Annotated in this window: 21 protein-coding genes; 18 read left to right on the top strand and 3 right to left on the bottom strand. The window is 53.1% G+C overall.

All coding sequences use genetic code 11. The features are described from left to right. Window positions 1–47 precede the first annotated feature (47 nt). Window positions 48–581, bottom strand: coding sequence for a flagellar basal body-associated FliL family protein (locus tag J7395_RS10095; protein ID WP_062952887.1), 534 nt, complete (start codon window positions 579–581; stop codon window positions 48–50). Window positions 582–920: 339 nt separating this feature from the next. Here J7395_RS10095 and flgF point away from each other — a divergent pair, with 339 nt between their 5' ends. From flgF to flgH, 4 genes are all read left to right on the top strand, one after another. After that, window positions 921–1682: a flagellar basal-body rod protein FlgF gene (gene flgF, locus J7395_RS10090; RefSeq protein ID WP_062952888.1), complete on the top strand. Its 762-nt coding sequence runs from the start codon at window positions 921–923 to the stop codon at window positions 1680–1682. Window positions 1683–1751: 69 nt separating this feature from the next. Next, the gene (gene flgG / locus J7395_RS10085; RefSeq protein ID WP_062952889.1) at window positions 1752–2537 is read left to right on the top strand and encodes a flagellar basal-body rod protein FlgG; all 786 of its coding nucleotides are present in this window, start codon (window positions 1752–1754) and stop codon (window positions 2535–2537) included. 223 nt (window positions 2538–2760) lie between these two features. Further along, window positions 2761–3645: a flagellar basal body P-ring formation chaperone FlgA gene (gene flgA / locus J7395_RS10080; RefSeq protein ID WP_231858337.1), complete on the top strand. Its 885-nt coding sequence runs from the start codon at window positions 2761–2763 to the stop codon at window positions 3643–3645. Between the two features lie 127 nt (window positions 3646–3772). Then, window positions 3773–4546 carry a flagellar basal body L-ring protein FlgH gene (flgH, locus tag J7395_RS10075; protein ID WP_082824833.1) on the top strand — a complete coding sequence of 258 codons (774 nt, stop codon included), beginning with the start codon at window positions 3773–3775 and terminating at the stop codon, window positions 4544–4546. A 242-nt stretch (window positions 4547–4788) separates the two neighbouring features. Here flgH and dksA read toward each other — a convergent pair whose 3' ends face one another. Both dksA and J7395_RS10065 read right to left on the bottom strand, forming a co-directional pair. Continuing rightward, window positions 4789–5208 (bottom strand): RNA polymerase-binding protein DksA, encoded by a 420-nt coding sequence (dksA, locus tag J7395_RS10070; protein ID WP_007092332.1) that lies wholly within the window; start codon window positions 5206–5208, stop codon window positions 4789–4791. A gap of 152 nt (window positions 5209–5360) precedes the next feature. Continuing rightward, entirely contained in the window at window positions 5361–5804 is a 444-nt protein-coding gene (locus tag J7395_RS10065; protein ID WP_209221373.1) for a flagellar assembly protein FliX, read from the bottom strand. A gap of 353 nt (window positions 5805–6157) precedes the next feature. Between J7395_RS10065 and J7395_RS10060 the strand changes: the two genes are divergently transcribed. From J7395_RS10060 to J7395_RS09995, 14 genes are all read left to right on the top strand, one after another. After that, window positions 6158–7300: a flagellar basal body P-ring protein FlgI gene (locus J7395_RS10060; RefSeq protein ID WP_209221372.1), complete on the top strand. Its 1143-nt coding sequence runs from the start codon at window positions 6158–6160 to the stop codon at window positions 7298–7300. After that, entirely contained in the window at window positions 7300–7647 is a 348-nt protein-coding gene (locus tag J7395_RS10055) for a rod-binding protein (protein ID WP_062952893.1), read from the top strand. The genes J7395_RS10060 and J7395_RS10055 overlap by 1 nt, the downstream gene beginning before the upstream one ends. Window positions 7648–7652: 5 nt before the next feature. Further along, window positions 7653–8114, top strand: a complete 462-nt coding sequence (locus J7395_RS10050; RefSeq protein WP_142994479.1) for a flagellar protein FlgN — start codon at window positions 7653–7655, stop codon at window positions 8112–8114. Window positions 8115–8131: 17 nt separating this feature from the next. Further along, window positions 8132–10543 (top strand): flagellar hook-associated protein FlgK, encoded by a 2412-nt coding sequence (flgK, locus tag J7395_RS10045; protein ID WP_209221371.1) that lies wholly within the window; start codon window positions 8132–8134, stop codon window positions 10541–10543. A gap of 27 nt (window positions 10544–10570) precedes the next feature. Beyond that, window positions 10571–11800 (top strand): hypothetical protein, encoded by a 1230-nt coding sequence (locus J7395_RS10040; RefSeq protein WP_209221370.1) that lies wholly within the window; start codon window positions 10571–10573, stop codon window positions 11798–11800. Window positions 11801–11880: 80 nt separating this feature from the next. Further along, window positions 11881–12357, top strand: coding sequence for a flagellar assembly protein FliW (gene fliW / locus J7395_RS10035; protein WP_114121804.1), 477 nt, complete (start codon window positions 11881–11883; stop codon window positions 12355–12357). Between the two features lie 216 nt (window positions 12358–12573). Then, window positions 12574–13848, top strand: coding sequence for a flagellin (locus J7395_RS10030; protein ID WP_209221369.1), 1275 nt, complete (start codon window positions 12574–12576; stop codon window positions 13846–13848). A gap of 635 nt (window positions 13849–14483) precedes the next feature. Then, complete coding sequence (locus J7395_RS10025; RefSeq protein ID WP_209221368.1) at window positions 14484–14729, top strand: hypothetical protein; 246 nt, start codon at window positions 14484–14486, stop codon at window positions 14727–14729. A 256-nt stretch (window positions 14730–14985) separates the two neighbouring features. Then, window positions 14986–16257 carry a flagellin gene (locus J7395_RS10020; protein ID WP_209221367.1) on the top strand — a complete coding sequence of 424 codons (1272 nt, stop codon included), beginning with the start codon at window positions 14986–14988 and terminating at the stop codon, window positions 16255–16257. Window positions 16258–16343: 86 nt separating this feature from the next. Next, entirely contained in the window at window positions 16344–16721 is a 378-nt protein-coding gene (locus J7395_RS10015) for a flagellar protein FlaG (RefSeq protein WP_209221366.1), read from the top strand. A 105-nt stretch (window positions 16722–16826) separates the two neighbouring features. Then, window positions 16827–18575, top strand: a complete 1749-nt coding sequence (fliD, locus tag J7395_RS10010) for a flagellar filament capping protein FliD (RefSeq protein ID WP_209221365.1) — start codon at window positions 16827–16829, stop codon at window positions 18573–18575. Window positions 18576–18632: 57 nt separating this feature from the next. Continuing rightward, window positions 18633–19139, top strand: a complete 507-nt coding sequence (gene fliS, locus J7395_RS10005; protein ID WP_209221364.1) for a flagellar export chaperone FliS — start codon at window positions 18633–18635, stop codon at window positions 19137–19139. 201 nt (window positions 19140–19340) lie between these two features. Then, complete coding sequence (locus J7395_RS10000) at window positions 19341–20939, top strand: flagellar hook-length control protein FliK (RefSeq protein ID WP_209221363.1); 1599 nt, start codon at window positions 19341–19343, stop codon at window positions 20937–20939. A 21-nt stretch (window positions 20940–20960) separates the two neighbouring features. Beyond that, complete coding sequence (locus J7395_RS09995) at window positions 20961–21746, top strand: flagellar hook capping FlgD N-terminal domain-containing protein (RefSeq protein ID WP_209221362.1); 786 nt, start codon at window positions 20961–20963, stop codon at window positions 21744–21746. The last annotated feature ends 15 nt before the right edge of the window (window positions 21747–21761 follow it).

Genomic DNA, 21761 nt, shown 5'->3' with positions numbered 1-21761 from the left:
TGGCCCGTTACCTTCTTGATGGTAGCTCTGGCATTGTCGCCGGCACCCTATTGTACCAGCATTTCCTTGAACAGAACGTCGTTAATTTTTGCCGGCTTGGCGGCGGCACTAACCCGGATCAGCAATTCCTCGCGCAGGCGGAACATCCCCTCGGATCCGGCCAGGTCTTCCGGGCGCAACTCGCGAAGATAAACCTGAAAGTTGTCGACAATACGCGGCATCATCTGTTCGATCTGCGGCAACATGGCCTGATCGGCCACTTCCAGACTGACACGTATTTTAAGATAGCTTTGCTTGCCACCACCGGCATTGAGGTTCACCAGAATTTCAGGAAGATCAACAAAGCCGACATTTTCCGGAACTCCCGGTGCTTCCTCGATTGCGCTTTCCGAAATGACTTCCTCGGTCTGCGTGCCTCCACCACCGGTAAGCATATCGATCACCGGCTGCAAAAGCCCGGTAAAATACGCAGCCGCAGCACCACCCAAAAGCAATAATACCAGCAAGATAACAACAACGAGCAGCTTTTTACTGCGCCCGCCGCCACCATCCATTTCTATTTCGTCGACATCATCACCCATCGGCCTGCACTATCCCGTCTTCACACCCGTTACAATGTCCAGCAAACACTATGCCGGAATGATGAGGCATAACGCCTCGACGTTAAAATTCCGTTTCCCGCATCCAACAGAATAGCGGGCATAGTTATCAATCTAATATACGGACCTAGGGTTGCCACCCCTTCAGGGGACCAACCCGACCTGATAGCACGGCAAGTTCTTCCAAAAAGCCCAACCTTTCCGCAGGGCAACAAATGCCGACCCCAAATTATTTACATAATTTCAACATGTTATATCAACTGGCACACCTTTCGCAAATAGCTTGCCCAGATCACTGACCCGATTTGGGAAACTGAGAATATGGAAAACGTTACCTACATCGCTTTGTCGCGCCAAAAGACGCTTCGCAGCATGATGAACAACATCTCCCAGAACCTGGCGAACATGAACACGACCGGGTACAAGGAAGAGAAAATGATGTTCACGGACTGGATCGCGAAGAACAAGGATGCGCCGTTCCGGGGCGAGCGTGAAATCTCGCTTGTCCAGGATATCGCGCAATTCCGCGATACACGCGTGGGTAACATTGAAAATACCGAACGGCCGCTGGACGTCGCATTGAGCCAGCCGGATATGTTCTTTGCCGTCCAGACACCAAGCGGAACCCAATATACCCGGAATGGCAATTTCAGCCTCGATCCGGGCGGTCAGCTGATTACCAATGAAGGGTACCCCGTCCTGAGTGATGCCGGTCAACCGATCTTCTTTAACGAAGCCGACAATCTGATCGAAATCAAAGGTGACGGCAGCATCTCGACCGATATCGGCCAGATTGGCAAGCTGCAGGTCGTTACTTTCGACAACGTTCAGGAAATGAATGTAACCGGCAGCTCGCTCTACAGCGTCGTCAAGGACAATCCGAATGATCCCGATGGCGCCCAGCCGGTTGACAATCCCGGCGTAGTTCAGGGTGCTCTGGAAAAATCCAACGTCAATCCGATCAGTTCGATGACCCAGATGATTGATGTGTTGCGCACCTATCAGTCAGTGACGCGGTCGCTCGAGAGCGAGAACGAGCGTCAACGCAACATGATCAGCAAACTGGGCGATGTTCGCGCCTGATTAACCGGGCCCCTCGCCCCGAAATAAAGAATTCAAATGCGCCATCGGCGCAGACCCAGGAGACAGAAGATGCGGTCACTTGATATTGGAGCCCTTGGCATGCAGGCACAGTCCACCAACGTGGATGTGACCTCGCACAACATCGCCAACATGACCACAACCGGCTACAAACGCCAGCGCGCCGAATTTCAGGATCTGCTCTATCAGGACCTGCGTCGCGCCGGGTCTCCATCGTCGGATACCGGTACAATTGTACCCGTTGGCATCCAGGTTGGTCTCGGCGTAAAAACTGCCGCAATTGGCCGCTATATGGGACAAGGCACACTGACACTCACCGAAAACGAACTTGATGTTGCCATTCAGGGCCGCGGCTATTTGCAGATTGATTTGCCAAGCGGTGAAACGGCCTATACCCGGGATGGTACACTGAAACTCGACGCCGATGGCCAGCTCGTCACCAAAGACGGCTTTGCCGTGCAGCCCGGCATCACTGTGCCGGACAATGCAACCTCTGTCACAATCAATACATCTGGCGAAGTATTTGCAGAAATCGATGGTCAGGTTGCACTTCAGAACCTAGGTCAGATCCAGCTTGCCACCTTCATCAATCCGGCAGGTCTTGATGCTTTGGGTGACAACCTGTTCCTTGAAACCGAGGCTTCCGGTAACCCGGCAACCGGTGTTCCCGGCGGGGTTGGCTTTGGCACCCTCCAACAGGGTTATCTGGAATCGTCAAACGTCAACGTGGTTCAGGAAATCACCAACCTGATCAAGGCACAGCGCGCTTACGAAATGAACTCGAAATCGATTTCGACCACCGACGAAATGATGAGCGCGGTCAGTAACCTGCGTTAATTCGGTTCGTCTCAGGGATAACAGGACTGTTCGGACAGAAATTGCGCGGGTTACCGAAAAACCGGTTGCCCGCGCAAACTGCATTTACGCGATTTACACAGTTCCGTGCTATGGTCGTCGCATGAAAATACAGCAAATATTCCCTATCCTTGCATTGCTGCTCCCGGTGTTGCTTAGCAATCCCGGACAGCCGCACGCACAATCATCATCTGGCACACGGGAAATGGATGTAAATATCCTGTTGCGTCCGGATGCGATCGTTGAGGGGCAATATGTAACCCTGGGGGATATTTTCAGCGGCATCGACCTTGAACAAAGCGACATTCCTGTCGCCCACTCTCCGCAACCGGGACGTCAAACCGTTCTTGATTATCGCTGGCTTTATGGAATTGCCCAACGGCACAAGGTGCAATGGCGCCCGCGCACAGCAGCCGACCAGATCGTGATCACACGTGCCAGCCAGACAATCTCGATAGACGAGATTGCCGATGCCATCAAAGATGCCCTCGTTGATCACGGTATAAAGCCCCCCTTTAATGTTGACCTCTCGGGCGAAACATTTCAAATCCACCTGCCTGTTGACGTCCCGGCCGCAGTCGAAATTACCGGATTGGATGTCAATCAGCGAACCAATCGGTTTATCGCGAATGTCACAACCGGTTCGCAAACCGCACAGCGCCGCACCTACCGTATGAGCGGCAGATATTTCCCGCTGGCCCAGATACCGGTTGTTGTGGAACCAATCCGGCGGGGCGCTGTCGTTCGCCCCGATCAGGTTGAATACAGGAATATCCGGACTGAACGTCTTCCCGCCGGTACCATCAGTGACATTGATGATGTCGTCGGCAAGGAAGCATTACGCCCGGTCAAACCCGACGAACCCCTGATGTTTCGCGATTTTTCCAACCCGATCCTGGTCAGGCGCGGGGCACTGGTCACAATCCGGCTGGTGACAGAAAATATGTCCCTGACGGCGCGGGGCAAGGCCTTGGAAGATGGTGCAAAAGGATCAGTCATTCGCGTCATGAACATGACCAGCAACAAAACCATTCAGGTGGAAGTTGTTGCCGAGAATGAGGTTCGCGCCCTGCCCGCAATGTCGCAGTAACGAGATAATTACCAACCAATCCCGATCAAATTCAAAGACTTGCACACCCGGCAAGCTTTGCCCTAATCACCCAAGAAATCTGGCATGAGGATTGCGTAATTACCGGCAGGAATCCCAGGAGGAATAAATGCCCGGTAATCATTTCCAGATTTCGATGCGCCGTCTGGTGCTCGTAACCAGTTTGGTTGGTGCAACAGCACTGCTTTCTGGCTGCAATGCCATGAAGCGTCTTTCCGAAGTTGGCGAAGCACCAAAACTGTCGGCAATCGATAACCCGACCCAATCCGAGACCTACCGACCGGTGAGCCTGCCAATGCCGGCCCCGCAGGTCGCGGAAAGCAACCCGAACTCGCTTTGGCGGTCCGGTGCGCGTTCATTCTTCAAGGATCAGCGCGCCAACCAGGTCGGTGACATCCTGACAGTTGTCGTAGACATGCAGGATAGTGCCGCCTTGGCCAACACAACCGCACGGTCGCGCACCAATAGCGAGGACCTTGCAGTACCGAACCTTTTCGGCCTCGAGTCTGAATTCACCAAAGTATTGCCGGAAACGATCAACCCGTCGTCAATGTTCGATATGGACAGCGCGACATCCAACAGAGGCAGTGGCACGCTTGACCGTAACGAAGCAATTGATCTGCGTGTAGCAGCCATCGTTATTCAGGTTCTTCCGAACGGCAACTATGTCATTCATGGCCGTCAGGAAATCCGGGTGAACAGCGAAGTTCGCGAAGTTCAGATCGCGGGCGTTATCCGCGCAGCCGACATCAGCTCCGCTAACGAAGTCGAATATGACAAAATCGCCGAAGCACGTATTTCTTACGGTGGGCGCGGTACGATTTCCGATGTTCAACAGCCGCGCTACGGCAGCGAAATCATGGATGTCATCCTGCCCTTCTGACCAAACCTGATCGCCTGCATTTTTCCTGGGTTTCCGCAGGCAGTCCCCATCAATCAAAACCGGCCTTCCCGAAGGCCGGTTTTATTGTTCCCAGACATGCCGAAAAGAAAAAAGGTCCGGCTGCGCGTCGCAACCGGACCTTTGATTTTGGTTATCCCTAACCAGTATTCCCCCACAGAGCCTTGGCTTTTGCCTTTTGGCCGGATCTACGCAAGCGCGACCCTTGTTTGTTCCCGACGCGATCAGTCGTCGCGGCGAGTGCGCTCCATCCGTTCGTGGCGTTCCTGGGCTTCAATGCTCAGGGTCGCAATCGGACGAGCTTCAAGTCTTTTAAGGCTGATCGGCTCGTCGGTTTCTTCGCAGTAACCATATGATCCGTCTTCAATTCGACGCAAAGCAGCATCAATTTTTGAAATCAGCTTACGCGCCCTGTCACGAGTGCGGAGTTCCAAGGCCCGATCTGTTTCGGCCGAAGCACGGTCGGTCAGATCCGGTTCCTGAAGTCCCCCGCCATCCTGCAGGCTCGCTAATGTTTCCGAAGATTCTTGCAGCAGTTCAGCCCGCCAGGCCAAAAGCTTCTGCCGGAAATATTCCCGCTGGCGCGGGTTCATAAACTCTTCGTCCTCAGCAGGACGATAGTCTGGTGGTAGCGTGATAGTCATGTACGCCCTCTATACAGGACTCATCGAACGCGCGGCAATATAGAGGGCGCGCGCAATGGGTGCAAGCTGATTGAACAAATAAATCTGAATTAGTGAGAAAGCCTTCGAAACCCTGGGTTTCACGACCAAAATCATTCTCGAAACCGCTGATTTCAAGCTAATCCCGAAACCTCAAGCTTTGCCAGTTCCACCTGCGCACGCAGATCAATCTCGTCCAGCACAGAAGAAAGAGCCGGATCGGAAATGTTTTCGCGTTGTTGATCCAGCAGCCCGACAAGCTGGCGCAACCGGTTGGTAGGCAGAGTCCCGCTCAGCAGAGCGTCACGCACTCCCTCAAGCTGCTCAAGCAGGCTTTCGGCCCTTAGAACCGCGTGTTTTTTCGGGGAGTCAAGCGCATCACCACTTTGCTGCAAAGCCAGCAGGGCATCAAGCGCACTGACAGTGCCCGCACTATGCACACCACCGGCTCCGCTTGCTCCGCCGCTGGAATCGAGGGAGCGAATGGCATCGGCAAAACCACCAGCACCGCCACCGCCAGATGTTTTCTTGCGTGACGTGCTGTTTGTACCTGTTGCCTTGGATCCGCTGACCTTCATTTTTAACTTCCGCCTGCTATGTGGTAAGCTTTCCCGGGTCGAACCTGCAGCCTTGGTAATGTCAATCTACACTGCAAAGCTCGTAGGCCCGATCCGGATAGCCTTTTGGCAGTGAACCGGGCCGGCTCGAGTCTCCCTCAAAGCGCAGCCTGGCGCAACGGGAAAAAAATGCCCGGTCGTCATGCTTCTATCGCCGTGCAGCTCTTCTGCGCATCAAAAAAGCACCGATTTTCCGGCAACTTGCGCAATCCACGATCCAAAGCGACCGCTTTCTGTCATCTGGCACGGTTTTCGCAGAAGTGGTTTCCGAATTGTATCGGATGGCTCCCATCCCCGGAAGCGGAACAAAGAATATGATCACAGGTCTTGGCAAATATGTAGTGAAGGCAGCAGTACTTGGCATTCTTGGCATGGTTGCCCTGATACAGGTTGCTCCGGCGAATGCCCAGTCGCGTATCAAGGATATCGCGGACTTCGAAGGCGTTCGTGACAACATGCTGGTCGGTTACGGCCTTGTTGTCGGCCTGAACGGCACAGGTGACGACCTTGGCGATGCCGACTTCACCCGCCAAAGCCTTGTGGCCATGCTTGAACGCCTTGGTATCAATGTACGCAGTCAGATCGACGACATTGATTCCGAAAATATCGCGGCAGTAATGGTCACCGCCACCCTGCCCCCCTTCTCTCGTCAGGGTTCGCGCCTTGATGTTTCCATCAGCGCAATCGGCACCGCCGAAAGTCTTCAGGGCGGAACGCTTCTTGTCACCCCGATGGTGGGCGCCGATGGCGAAGTGTACGCTGTTGCCCAGGGCAATCTTGCAGTTGGTGGATTTTCTGCCGGCGGCAATGCGCAGACTGTGGTCAAGGGAGTTCCGACATCAGCACGCATCGCCAATGGCGGTATCGTTGAGCGCGAAATCGACTTCAACCTGAATTCCATGCAGAACATGTCCGTTGTTCTTCGCAACCCAGATTTCACAACGGCCAGCCGCATCGCCGAAGCCGTTAATGCCTATCTTGGTGAAGTCGCAGCCCGTCCAAGCGACCCGGGCACCGTTCGCATCAACATTCCGGAACGCTACAATCAGGATGTTGTGGCTCTTTTGACCGACATCGAGCAGCTTCGCGTCGAACCGGATCAGATCGCACGTGTTGTCATTGACGAAAACACCGGCACGATCGTGATGGGCGAAAATGTACGCATCAACCGCGTTGCAATCGCACAGGGCAATCTGACCATCCGTGTCACCGAGACCCCGCAGGTATCGCAACCTTCCCCGTTCTCCCAGACCGGCACGACCGAAACTGTCGACCGGACCAATATCGAAGTGGATGAAGGCGAGGATAACCAGCTTGGCGTGCTTGAAAGTGGCGTCAGCCTGCAGGAACTGGTCAACGGCCTGAACAGTCTTGGTGTTGGCCCGCGCGACATGATCACCATCCTTCAGGCGATCAAAACGTCCGGCGCCCTCCAGGCCGAAATCGAGGTGATGTGATGATGATCGACAGCACCAGCGCCCTGATGGCGCAAGCCCAGGCCTCCGCCCAGTATGGCGCACAGAATAACGTAACCAGCCGTGCCAGCCAGTTGACGGATGGTCACATCAAAACCGAAGCACAGGCCCGTAAAGCCGGTGAAGAATTTGAGTCCATGTTTCTTGGCCAGATGCTGAGCCACATGTTTGCCGGGATCGAAACCAACGAAATGTTTGGCGGCGGTCACGGCGAGACCATGATGCGCTCCCTGCTGGTTGACGAATACGCCAAAGAAATGACCCGCGCAGGTGGCATCGGAATTGCAGATGCCGTTACACGCGAAATTCTCAAGGTGCAGGAAGGATAATGACCATGACCACCGAACAGATGGTTATCGAGCTTAAAAGCGTCACATATGATCTTATTTCCCTGCTGGAGCGTGAAACCCAGGGGCTGCGCAAGCTCGAAATTGCCGAGTATGAGCAATTCGTGTCGGAAAAATCTGCCCTGTCGATGCAGTACGAACAGCTTGTCGTCAAATTGCGTGCACGCGGTTCCGAGCTGCGCCAGTTGCCCGAGGACGACAAGGCTGAGCTTCGAGACCTGCAAGCCGAATTTCAGCAGGCCGCCCGCCGCAACATGACCGCCCTCCAGGCAGCCAAGGCCACCAACGAACGCATGGTCAATGCCATCGTTCGTGCGGTGAACGATAAGGCCAAGGAAGACTGCACGACCTATAACCGTTCCGGCCAGACCGGCAAGGCATCCCTTGGTGGCTACGGCCGCCCGACCAGCAAACCCGGCACGTCTTACAGCGTTAACGAAACGCTCTAGGGGTAAAGGCGAAGATCATGTCACTGACCCAGGCACTTAACAGCGCAATTTCCGGCCTCAATACCGCACAGGCCCGCATTTCCATCACGTCTTCGAACATCTCGAACGTGAATACCCCCGGCTATTCGAAAAAGATCGCCGGGCAGGAAACCCTGGTGCTTGACGGGGTCGGTTCGGGTTCGCAGATCGGTGACATTTATCGAAATGTCAACGAGGGTCTTGTGCGCGAAATGCGCGGTGAACTGGGAAAAGCAGGCCGGGAAGAAGTACGCTTTGAATTCTTTCAGCGCATCCAGACCCTGTTCGGAACACCGCAGTCAGACGCCGCCATAAGCCAGCGTATCAGCGATCTTGCCGATGCCTTCGAACAGCTTGGCAACACCCCTGAACAGAACTCCCCGAAGGTGGAAGTTATCGAAAGCGCCATTCAGGTTATGGATGCGTTCGAAAACCTATCCGAGCAGATTCAGCATATGCGCAGCGATATCGACAAAAAAATCTCTGACGAAGTCGACCGCGCCAATGCCCTGCTCAACGAAATCGCCGAACTCAATACGGATGTCGTCCGCCAGAAGAACCTTGGGCAGCCGACGACCGAGATTGAAGACCAGCGCGACCAGAAAATTAACGAACTGTCCAAGATCATGAACGTCACCACGTATAATCGTGGCGACGGATCCATGGTCCTGTTTACAGCCAATGGTAACCGGACCCTTCTGGACAGAACCCCGGCAAGCCTGACATTCAGCCCGACTGCCGGCTTTGAACCTGGCACAGGCGGATCGGGCATAATGCTGAATGGCGAGGATATTACCGATGTCATGCAAACCGGCACAATCAAAGGTCTGCTTGAAATGCGCGACACGGAATTGCCGCGCCTGAACGACCAGATCAACGAACTGGCCGGTGAATTGCGCGATGCCATCAACGAAGAGCACAACAAGGGCACTGCCTTCCCACCACCAACCAACCTGTCAGGTAATCGTATGGTCGCGGGATCGGACCCGTTGACGGCATCCGGCACATTTCGGATCGCAGCGTTAACTGCCAATGGTGAATTATCTGCGGATGACAGTTGGGCCGACATCACCTTGCCAACAGTGCCCGCGACAGTGCAGGGCGTTATCGATGCGATCAACGCATCCGATGCAGGCGGCTATCTAATCGCATCACTGGTTGATGGCCAGATGGTAATCGAAGGCATCGACGGCAGCCGCATTTCAATTAATGAAATGACCAGCGCCATCACCACCAGCGACGGTCGAGAACAGGGATTTTCCCACTATTTCGGTCTGAACGACTTTATTTCCACGACGAAACGCTCCGACACTATGACGTCGTCCCCGCGCGACAGTGCAACAGCAGCGTTGAATGTGACGGCGAATTCAATGGTCATCAGTGCCGGTAGCGGTGTTCTGACAACACCGGGCATTACCGTCAACTATGCGGCAACCGACAGCCTAACCGACGTGCGCGATGCCATCCGCACCGCTCTGGAAGGTGCGGGCATGACCGCAGAAGATGCTGCCGAAATGGCATATATTGTCGAAGACGGTGATCGTTCTCGTCTGGTGCTGAGCTATACGGCAAACATGACGATAACCGACAATGGTGACATGGCCCAAACAATCGGCATGACCGAAGACATGCCTACACTGGCTGGCAATATGGATGTCGACAGTGTGATCAAAAACGATCCGGCCCGCATCGTACGCGGACAGATGAATGCCGATGTCTATGGAACATCAAATGCGGTTGTGGATTCTTCGGCAGCTATCCCCAATCTGGGCCCACTGGTACCGCCGCCGCTAAACTATACGCTGACCGTCAGCGGCCCTTTTTCCGACGTTAATATCGATTATGACAGCGGTTCGTCACTGGATGATATTGCAAATGCGATTAATAACAGCGCAATCCTGTCCGACAACAATATCACGGCCGACGTTATCTATGACAGCAGCATCGGCGGTTATAAATTGCAGGTAACCGACGCCGATGGTGATCCGTTCTTTTTCCAGGATAGCGGCCTTCCTTCTGCAGACAGCCTGACAACGGTTCTGGGATTGGGTATCAATTACGGTATTCACGAAGGTGACAATAGTGCCGCCCTTGCACTTAGCAACACGTTCGAACGTACCGATATCGATTTCGAATCTGCGGGCGGCCTATCTGCCGAACGGACATCACTGACCGATTTTGCTGCCGGGATTATTGCAACTTCTGCGACCAAGGCGTCCGTTGCCGCGAGCAACTATGAGTTCCAGTCCTCTCTGGTAACGGATCTCGATACCCGCATCCAGAATGAGGCCGGGGTCAACCTTGACGAAGAAATGTCCGATTTGATCATTTTCCAGCGGGCTTACAGTGCATCCGCACGGGTTATTTCGACCGTGGATGAATTGTTTGATACGCTGCTGAATGCGGTTTAAACTACCGCATGAAATGGAGACAGTAAGATGGTGACGCGCGTTGCAACTTACACAAGCCACACATTGCTCGCGAACTTGGCGTTGAAGAACGCATCAAAGGTCGCGGATTTGAATACCCAGGCATCAAGCGGTTATAAATCGCGCCAATATTCGGGTATTGCAGACAGCACACAGCGTTTACTGAATCTTGAAGCGGAGTATACCCGCACAGAACAATATCTGCGAAATACGACTCAGGCCAAGCTCCGCCTGCAATCGATGGAAACAGCCGTCGATGAAATGACATCCATTGCCGTCAAGATGAAGACCCTGCTCATTCAGGCGCTCAGCGCCGAGCAATCCGACGATGTCAATCTTGACAATGAAGCCACACAGGCGATGCAACAGCTTGCCGGTTTGCTTAACACCAATCTGGATGGGCGTTTCCTCTTTGCTGGCGGACGATCCGATCAGCCCGCGGTCGATATCGACAAAATCTATCCTGCGGATAACTATGCCAGCGGAGAAACCTCCATCAGCGCAACCGATACGCTCGCCTCACTGGGGGTTACCGACGGCACGATCGAGATTGTCAGCTCCGACAGCGATGGCAATACGGTTACGACAAACATCAACTATGCCCCGGCGGCAACGACGACCGTTGGTGATTTGATCAATGCCATCAATGGCAATACCGCCAATGGCGCAACGTCAAGCCTTCGTCCGGTTTCATCTGGTGGATCGCCCCGACTGAATATCGAAAATGTTGGCAACGGATCGATTACTCTTAACGAAATCGGTGGCGGGAATATACTGCAAGCCCTTGGTTTGACCAAAATCCCGAATCCGCGAAACGATACGGCCTATTATGCCGGGGACCAACAGGTTCTGAATACTCGCGTAGATAAGGATTATGATATATCATACGGTATCCTTGCTGATGCCCCCGCGTTCCAAAGCCTTATTCAGGGGCTGGGAATTGCCGCAGGCACAACCGATCAGGAAGCGCTTGGTCAGGCGCTTGATCATATCAACGATGCGATTGAAAGCCTGCCCAATATTCAGGGCGAAATCGGTCTTGATATCGCCAACCTTGAACGCTTTGAAGGCAATCACGCTGATTTCAAGGTTTTCGCAAGTCAGGCCATTACGGAAATCGAAAGCGTTGACGTTCCTCTGACCCTTGCCGAACTGGCCCAGCACGAGACCGCATTACAGGCAAGCTTCATGACCATTTCGCGTTCATCCGACCTAAGCTTGGTGAACTATCTGAGATAATTTGCGAAAAGCCTTCTTGTATTCAGCCCTTCAAATACACACACATGCAATCAGTCAAACATCAGCGCGCCGGAGTTAGAATGGCAATGGACCCCGAAAAGGCCACCGACAAGACCGTACCCGAGTCCGTGGTTGTTGAAACCCGGTTTGGCAATATCGAGTTCAGCTGGGACAAGGGCATCTATATGCCGATTGGCCTTTTGGGTTTTCCTGACCATCATGTCTTTGGTCTGGCAAACATCCCCAATACCAATCTGGATCAGTTCAAGCTTTATCAGAGCCTGACCGATGCAAACCTGTCCTTCATCGTGGCACCTTACAATATGGATAGCCAGATGATCGATCAAAAGGACATTGATCTTGCACTTTCCAGCCTTGCAATCGAGGCAAAGAACCTGGCAGTCCTGATGGTTGTCACGGTGCGCAGTGCACCGGATGGCAAAGGCATCACCATGTCGACCAATCTGCGGGCTCCGGTCTTTATTGACACGGAACGCCAGATTGCCTGGCAGCACATTATTCCCAACGACAAATATTCCGTTCAGCACGATCTGTAAAACCGGAAGTTGCCCACTTGCCCGGCAGATATTGCCGGGCAATGCTTTTATTCCCCTCAAATCACGGCACAAAACTGGCACGCTCGTTGCTTAATACTCTGGTATTCAGGCTCTCGAGCAAACGAAACACACGATAACCGTGATGGGACACGGGCTTCGAGAGCATTTTTTCAGACTACACAGGCTCCGATGGAGCCATCCATGTAGGAGGGAAGTATGGCTCTTAATATTATCTCGAACTATGCGGCAAACGTTGCACACCGCAACTTGCAGGAATCCGACACCATGGCGACCCGGTCGCTTTCAAAACTGTCGTCGGGTACCCGTGTTGTTTCCGCTCGTGACGATGCTGCCTCGATGGCAATCGGCGCCCGTCTGAACGCAACCACCCAGGCACTTAAAACGGCAACCGTCAACGTTGGCCAGGCCAACTCGATGCTGCAGATTGCCGATGGTGCAATGGCAACCATCGACGATGTTCTTGTTCGCATGAAAACGCTGGCAACCCAGGCTGCCTCTGGCAACCTGTCAGACACCGAACGCGGCTTCCTAGACGATGAATTCCAGCTTCTGAAAGACGAAATTGATCGCATCGCATCGTCAACCAACTTCAACGGCGTTCAGTTGCTGGGCGATGGTGGCGATGTTGATATCGACTTTACAACCGTCGGTGCCGGTACCGGCGCTGATCTGACCAATGCCAATGGCTTCTCTGGCTTTGCGATCACCGACAACAATTTCTGGGCGTCTGACGATACCGAAGATGGTGTCGCTGACAACAACTTTGCAATCGACATTACCGCAGGACCGGGCAACTCCGTGATTATGACGATTACAGCAAACGTTGATGATGCGACCGGTGCCTATACTCAGAGCATTGACATCACCAGCTATCAGACTGGTGGTGCTAATGAAGTCGGCGTTGGCCAGCAAGCTTCGCTTAACTTCGACGAAATTGGCCTGTCGATCTCGATCAACTCTGGCCTGACCGCGACCATTGATGCCGCAGTTGGTGGTGCTGATTGGGGTGCAGCAAACGGTGAAAATGCCACCGTTGATATGGCTGCTGATAATGGCCAGCGGTTTGAAGCCGATGTGAACTTCCAGATCGGCGCAAACAATACCGCCGCCGACCGTCTTTCAGTCACCCTGACCCGTGTGGATCTTGACACTCTTGGTCTTGCGACAACCATAATCGGCGATCAGGCAGGAGCACAGGCGGGTATCGAAAGTGTAAACTCGGCAATTGATGCCCTGCAGGCTGCCCGCGCGTCTATCGGTACGTTCCAGAACCGCCTCGACTTCGCTGGTCAGAACCTGTCAACCACAACAGAAAATACCGAATCAGCCCGGTCCGTTCTGCTCGACCTTGACGTCGCGTCTGAAATGACCACGTTCACCTCGAAGCAGATTCTGGTGCAGTCCGGTGTCGCCATGCTGGCACAGGCTAACCAGATGCCGCAGAACCTGCTGCGTCTGCTGCAACAGTAAACTATCTGCAAGGCAGTCCGCAAAAGGTGCGCCTCTAATGAGGTCGCACCTTTTGCGACCGATAAGGCATTTCCAAAGCAGATCGTCATTTCAGGCTTTGTCAATAATCCGAGGCCTTTTGGCATTGCGGCCCCCCCCACCGACCGGGCTGACGAACTTCGGGTCCACGGCCCCGTTGCCCGCTCCGGCCCCTTTCGGCCATGGCGGCACGCCCAACAACCGATGAAGCCGGACAAACTTCGGGCTTACGGCCACCAGCTCTCCACCACCGGCGGACCACAATCCACTGCGGCCATTGCTGTCGCTTGCTGCAAATACGGGGGCCCTTCCCCGAAAAGACGCACCTCTCCCGTCATGACCAACAAGCATTTTGAAACGTATTAGAAGCAGCGCAGAATGCCCCCATAATGGCTCCGCCATCCGCCGGTCAGTATCCTGCGGATCGCCTCCCCGCCCCGTCCCCATCCCTGTCTGTCTCCCTGCACCCTAATGACCTCTCTGATCCGACCCCGAACGCAAAAACCCGCAAAGCGCATCTGGCTTTGCGGGTTTGGGGCCGGGTGCATTTCTCCCGTTGATTTTTCTCTTATGCCACAAACAAAAGAACAAATCAAGAACTTTATTGAAAAAACAGCATGAGTCAGCAGGCAAAACATTCCCAAGCAGTCTGTCCTTCCCGCGAAGGAAATAGTCCATTATATTTCAATTGGATATCCGCCTATACTCAGCACTACGCTTCGCCCGGAATGACGATTTTGCTCGATTCCGCGCTTGGTCAACAATCCGGGGAGCGACCTCCAGAGCCGCTGTTTTTTTTCTTTGATGATACTCCGGCACTTTCGATTCGAACCGATTCGCGCTTTTCAACACTTTCAGGATGAAAACGCTATCATCCCCCCACTGAAAACAACTTAAAATATTCGGAATATCAACGGTATATCCATATTAACATATTGATTTAAAATGCATTTTTACCAATAAACAAATTACTGGACATACATATCATCCATAGGTATATTTCGTGATACAAAGTTTTGCTTCTGCTGATCAGGAAGAACATCAGAAGCATATCTGGCGATGTTGCCAGGTTACAGAACGGCATGATGCCGTTTGAGCTATCCATGTAGGAGATATAAAATGGCTCTCAATATCATTTCCAACTATGCTGCCAACGTTGCACACCGTAACCTGTCTGCTTCAGACGAAGCAGCGACGCGTTCTCTCTCGAAACTGTCGTCGGGTACCCGTGTTGTTTCGGCTCGTGACGATGCTGCCTCGATGGCAATCGGTGCCCGCCTGAACGCAACCACCCAGGCACTTAAAACGGCAACCGTCAACGTTGGCCAGGCCAACGCGATGCTGCAGATTGCCGATGGTTCCATGGCAACGATCGACGATGTTCTCGTTCGCATGAAAACGCTGGCAACCCAGGCTGCTTCTGGCAACCTGTCGGACACCGAACGCGGCTTCCTGAACGATGAATTCGGACTTTTGCAGGAAGAAATTGATCGCGTTGCATCCTCGACCAACTTCAACGGCATTCAACTGCTGGGCGATGGTGGCGATGTTGATATCGACTTCGCAACTGTTGGTGCCGGTGTTGGCGCTGATCTGACCAATGCCAATGGCTTCTCTGGCTTTGCCATCACTGACAACAATTTCTGGGCATCAGATGACACGGGTGACGGCGTTGCCGATAACAACTTCGTCATCGACATCACTTCAGGTCCTGGTAACTCGGTTATCATGACTGTCACTGCAAACGTTGATGATCCGACCGGTGCCTATACTCAGAGCATTGACCTCACCAGCTATCAGACTGGTGGTGCTAATGAAGTCGGCGTTGGCCAGCAAGCTTCGCTTAACTTCGACGAAATTGGCCTGTCGATCTCGATCAACTCTGGCCTGACCGCGACCATTGATGCCGCAGTTGGTGGCGCTGATTGGGGTGCAGCAAACGGTGAGAACACAACCGTTGATATGCTCGCTGACAATGGTCAGCGCTTCAACGCTGGTGTCGATTTCCAGATTGGCTCGAACAACACTGCCTCTGATCGCCTGTCGATTACGCTTAGCCGTGTTGACCTGACCAGCCTTGGCATTGATGCCGACGATATCAGCACCCAGGCTGGCGCTCAGACTGCGATCGAAAACGTCAACTCTGCAATTGATACCCTGCAGGCTGCCCGTGCATCGATCGGTACGTTCCAGAACCGTCTCGACTTCGCTGGCCAGAACCTGGCAACCACTCAGGAAAACACCGAATCTGCCCGGTCCGTTCTGCTCGACCTTGACGTCGCGTCTGAAATGACCGCCTTCACCTCGAAGCAGATTCTGGTACAGTCCGGTGTCGCCATGCTGGCACAGGCTAACCAGATGCCGCAGAACCTGCTGCGTCTGCTGCAGTAATCCGGATATCCGAGGAAGGATGGGAGTTAACCTCCCATCCTTCATCCGGATTATCCTTTGCCGCAAAGGCGGCATAGGAGGGTCAGATGGAAATCGTAATCGGCGCATATCAATCCCAGCGTTCTTCAGGCTCCTCTTCGGGTTCTGAAGTTTCTGCGTCACTCAATACGACAGGTCAATCTGCAACAATTAAAAGTGCGACCACATCGTCTGACGCAAACCGTTACAAGGCCGATGCCGGAGCTAGACTTCAGCAGGCACTGGCCAAGCTGGATCTTCCCGAACTGTCCGAGCAGAATTCCCGTATCGAACTGAACTTCAATCAGGATACCGGTCGGGTTATCGCCAAGGTTACAGACCGTTTCAGCGGCGAAATTCTTAGGGAAATTCCGTCCAAGGAACTGCAAAATCTTTTCGCGCAAATTCGCGAATATCTTGGCAGTGTCGTGGACGAAGAAATCTGATTTAGCATTTGGGCCTTTCGGAAAGGCACGCTTCTTGCGTAAAAGATCGTGTTCAGGCAAGACGTGTAAAAGTTGCCGACCGACAAAGCCCAGGGAGCAAGGCAAATGAGCGGCGTAAACCTTAATAACATCTATGTCGGAGAAAACGGCCGAATTCAGCTTTCGGGCGGCTCTTCGAATATCGATTTCGTCGATGTCGTCGACAAAATGATCGCCGCACGTCGTTTGCCCGCAGATTCCCTTGAAAAACGTGTTGAAGCCAACGATGAGAAGCTTGCCGCGTTAAAAGAATTGCAGACCCTTGTCGGCACGCTCAAGGATGCGATGGCCAACCTTTATGGAGCCACAAGTTTCGACAAATCGAAAAACATCTTCGAAGCCAAACAGATTTTCGCATCCGCGTCCAACGGTGCAGGTACCGCATCCCCCGTCGGACAGTTGATGGGCGTGACTGCCAAAAATGCGGCTGCGGCTGGTACCTATAGTTTTGAAATCAGCCAAGTCGCATCAAAGCACAAAATCGCCAGCAACACCCAAGCCGTAAACCCGACCGACGATGCTCCTGTCGGCGCAGGCACTTTCAACATCTCAACGGCTACCGGCAATGCCGATATCACGGTTGCTGCTGATGATTCGCTGCTTGATATCCGCGATAAAATTAACGCAGTGACATCGAATACCGGCGTTCAGGCATCTGTTGTCAAAGTTGCCGACGGCCAGTCTACGCTTATCTTCACCTCGACCGCAGAAGGTGAAGACAACCGCATGACATTGACCGATGTCAGTGGGACGGTATTGACCGATCTTGGCGCAAATGAAATTGATCCGGGTAATAATGCCGAATTTACCCTTGATGGTATTGCTGTCTCTCGGTCGTCAAACGAAATTTCCGATCTGATCGACGGGCTGAGCATCAGCCTTTATGATGCCGAACCGGGCACAACGATCAAAATAGAAGTAGAACAGGATCTTAATCAGGCAAAGTCTGCCATTGTCGGATTTGTCGAGGCCTATAATGCTGTCCAGACATTTGTAAACGAGAAGACGTTCGTTGACCCGATAACCGGCGAAAAATCCGAAGATGCCATTCTGCTTGGCAACTCGGCTGTCAAGAATATCGAATCGTCCCTGCAACAGATCGCCGGTTCGTTTGCCAAAAACGTTACCGACCGTGCCGGAGAGACCGATTATTCGGTTCTGGCCGAAATTGGTATCGACTTTGTTCCTTATGGAACATCGGAAGATCCGCTGTTGAATAAAACGCTGGAGCTTGATGAAACCAAGCTTGATGAGGCGCTTCTTAATCAATCGACCGAGGTTATGGAGCTCTTTAATTTCCAGGCTAAAACCGATAACGCCAACCTGACCATGACCGGTTTCAACGGTAAAACAGGTGGCGGTCAGTATGATTTTACGATCAATGCTGCTGGCGGAACCATTACCAGCGTGACTTATGACGTTACGATTGATGGTGTTACCACATCCGGAAAGAATGCTACTGTCTCAGGCAACAGCATCACAACCGCGGATGGTTTGCGCCTAGTTTACACTGGCGACGGAACTGCTGTCGAAAACGCAACGATAAATACCAGTGTTGGTCTTGGCACCCAGTTCTATTTTGAACTCGATAGCTTCCTTGACGAGGATGAAGGTGTTCTTTCGCAGGAAATCGAGTCCATAGAAACGCAGAATGCATCCTATGAAGACAAAGTTGACCGCATTGACGAACGCCTTGTAAGGCAGCGCGAAAACCTTATGGATCGCTTCATTGCCATGGAAGCAGCACTCGCACGGATGAAAAATATCCAGAGTTCTCTCGATGAATTGATGGCTGCAGGCAAAAATAGTGATTAACATTTAATATCCAGACATGCACACTGACACGATGCCTAGCAGACCAAGGAGTGTAGCGTGAAAGAGCATGCAGCACACATATACAGAAACCAGCAAGTCAATACAGCCTCGCCGGCTAAGATGGTCTTCATGCTGTACGAGAAGACGCTATCCTGCTTGCAGGAGGCCCTGCGAGCAATTGATGCCCGTGATATCCAAAGCCGCTGTAATGCCAATTGTCGTGCTCTTGACCTGATTGCTCATCTCTCCAATACATTGGATATGGATCAGGGCGGTGAGATCGCGACTAATCTGGAACGGCTTTATACCCATTGCATGCTGCGGTTAATGGATGTTGACCGCCATAACGATCCGCAGGCAGCACTTGATGTTATCAAGCTTTTGACGCCTCTTCGCGATTCTTGGGCAACACTTGCCGAAAGAAGCGAGAACGAAATGCGCCAGGCAGTCCTTGCAGCACAACAGACTCAGCAGCCTCGTGCGCAATCCTATCCGCAAGCAGATCGACGGGACGCAGAAGACAAAGAACAACGTCCCAAATCAGGTCTTTCGATTTCTGCCTGAACCATAAATTTTCAAATGCTAAAGCTTCCGTCTTTTCTGACGGGAGCTTTTTTCATGCCGATAGAGCATGAAAGGCCCGGCAAAAAATGCCTTTGCCCACAATCATCGATTAAGTTGCTGATTCTTTATATGAATCCATAACACTCAAAACTGGCCCGCCTTTTGCAAATGTTCTGACACTGTTTTGAGAAGGACCATGTCATGAACAGCTCTGCGATTATCAGATCGGCATCACCTACCATATCCATCCCGGGCCAGACCGCGTCTGTCAGCAGCGATGTGTCCTTTGGCGACGTGATGGATCAGGTCACAGACAACTGGGCAGAACGCAATTCCCAAATCCGTCATGACGCGGCAAAAACTGCCCAGACACAAATTCGTCATGACGAGGATGCAAAGCGCAGCGACACAGCAAATTCGTCGTCGCGCGACAATTACAGCAAACCCGATAGCCCGCAGAACGAGACACGCACCGATCACGATGACCATTATGATCACCGGGATGCCGCGGACAAGCATGACGATGCGTATGACACAAAAGACAGTACTGACGTGGCAGATAGCGATCCGGCAATGGATGACCGGAACGAACGTGATATGACATCCCCGAATGATCATTCAGAGTCTGTCCCTGGCTCAGAAGAAGAAGTCACCTCGAATGAGCAAGTTGCAGCAAAAGACGATACCGCAGCAGAAACACCACAAGGTGATAAAGTCGCTGATCCTGATTTGGCAGCTATCCCCGTTATAAATCCGGCGGCTCAGCAAACCAATCCGAACTTGGCAACTCAAACTGGCGCGGTCGTAGCCTCGGCAGCACAGGCTGCTACTCAGCCTGGTTCTGCTACACCCGCACAGAATGCCGACGGAACAACCGACGGCCTGATGAGTTCTACTGCCCTCTCCCAACCGGCGGCAGGTGCAGCAGCGAAGTCGGCATTGAACGGCATTGATGGCAGCACCGAAGGTGTCGGAGATAACGACAGTTTCCTCTCGAAGATCGTTGACTCCATGAGTGGTGAACGCACAGTTAAATCGGTTAGCGAAACCGCACAGGGTACGACCGGTAACAATACTGCGAATGCCAATTCAGGTACCGGCAACCAGACCTCGGCGAATGCAAACCCGACAGCCACGACCAATCAGGCAGCACAGCAGGCCATGGCCGGCGCGGCCAATCTCCAAAACATGCAGCCAGGTGCCCAACCTCAAACTGCAACCAACGGCAAGGCAACGTCCATCGTTAGCGCAACCGGCACGACCGATGGCACTGTGCAGGCTGGTAATGGCCAGCTTGCCGGCAACAACACCCTGACCCAGAGCAATGCCGCTGGTCAGACAGCACATACAGCACGCCATGCCCCCGCCCAGCAGTTGCAGCAGCAGGTCGCGGTGCATATCCGCAATGCCGCCAGCGAGGGTGTGGACAAAATTTCTGTTCAACTGCGCCCTGAACATCTTGGTCGGGTCGATGTGAAACTGGAAATCAGCCATGACGGTCGCGTTCAGGGTGTTATCCAGGCAGATACCCGTGAAACTCTCGATATGCTGCGACAGGATTCACGTGCTTTGCAGCAGGCCCTCAAAGATGCAGGTCTGAATGCGGATAGCCAAAGCTTTACCTTCGAACATCGGAACGAAGGTGGCCAAAGCCAAGAAGGCAACGGCCAATCCCGCATGGCAAACAATCCTGGCAGCACGCCTGACGAAGGTGACGTCATGAGCGGTACCGAACTCGCAGAACATGTCGCGATTGGCTATGGGGTTAATCCCAACGGCCTCGTTGATATCCGGATTTAGGAAAGGTAGAGGAACAGGATTATGACCGTTTCATCAACTACCAATATTGGCGTGGCTGGAAACAATACGAATGCTGCCTCCAGCAGCTCCGCCAGCCAGCTGGCCCAGAACTTCGACACGTTCCTGACGCTGTTGACCACCCAGCTCAAGAACCAGGACCCGACCTCGCCGATGGAAAGTGACAAATTCACCGACCAGTTGAGCCAGTTCGCCCAGGTCGAGCAAGGGATTCAGAGCAACAAGAACCTTGAAAACCTGCTTGCGATGCAAAGCCAGCAGCGACAGCTTTCCGCCCTGTCCTATGTCGGGGCCGAGATCGAGGCGGTTGGCGACACCAACTGGCTCGAAGATGGTGGCGAGCTCAAATACAAATACAATATCTCGCCGGAAGTTCCGCGTCTGCAATTGCAGGTTCGGGATCAGAGCGGCAAGACGGTTTATTCCGAAGATCTCACCGATGTTTCCGGTCTCCAGAACTTTACCTGGGACGGCAAGAACAATAGTGGCGTCGCACAGGCCGAGGGGGCCTACACCCTTGTGCTTAAGCCGATGGCCGCGAACGGTGACACCTTCAAGGACGACAAAGGTAAACCGGCCTCAATGGCGATTGGCATCATCGGTAATGTCGACAGTGTCGATATTGGTGATGACGACATTTATCTGCGTATCGGTGACGTTTCTGTACCGTTCGGAACCCTGACCAACGTCAAACTGGGCGCGAACAGTACGGATACCGGAACCGAGACCGGCGATAATAATGGCGACAATAATAATCCCGGAACTGACGAACAGGACGAAGCAGCCTGAGGGCTTTCATCCGGA

Source organism: Thalassospira sp. A3_1, assembly GCF_017744215.1.
In the GTDB taxonomy this organism is placed as follows: Bacteria; Pseudomonadota; Alphaproteobacteria; order Rhodospirillales; family Thalassospiraceae; genus Thalassospira; species Thalassospira lucentensis_A.
The sequence above is the reverse complement of the archived record's forward strand: the minus strand, read 5'-3'. Positions and strand labels throughout refer to the sequence as shown.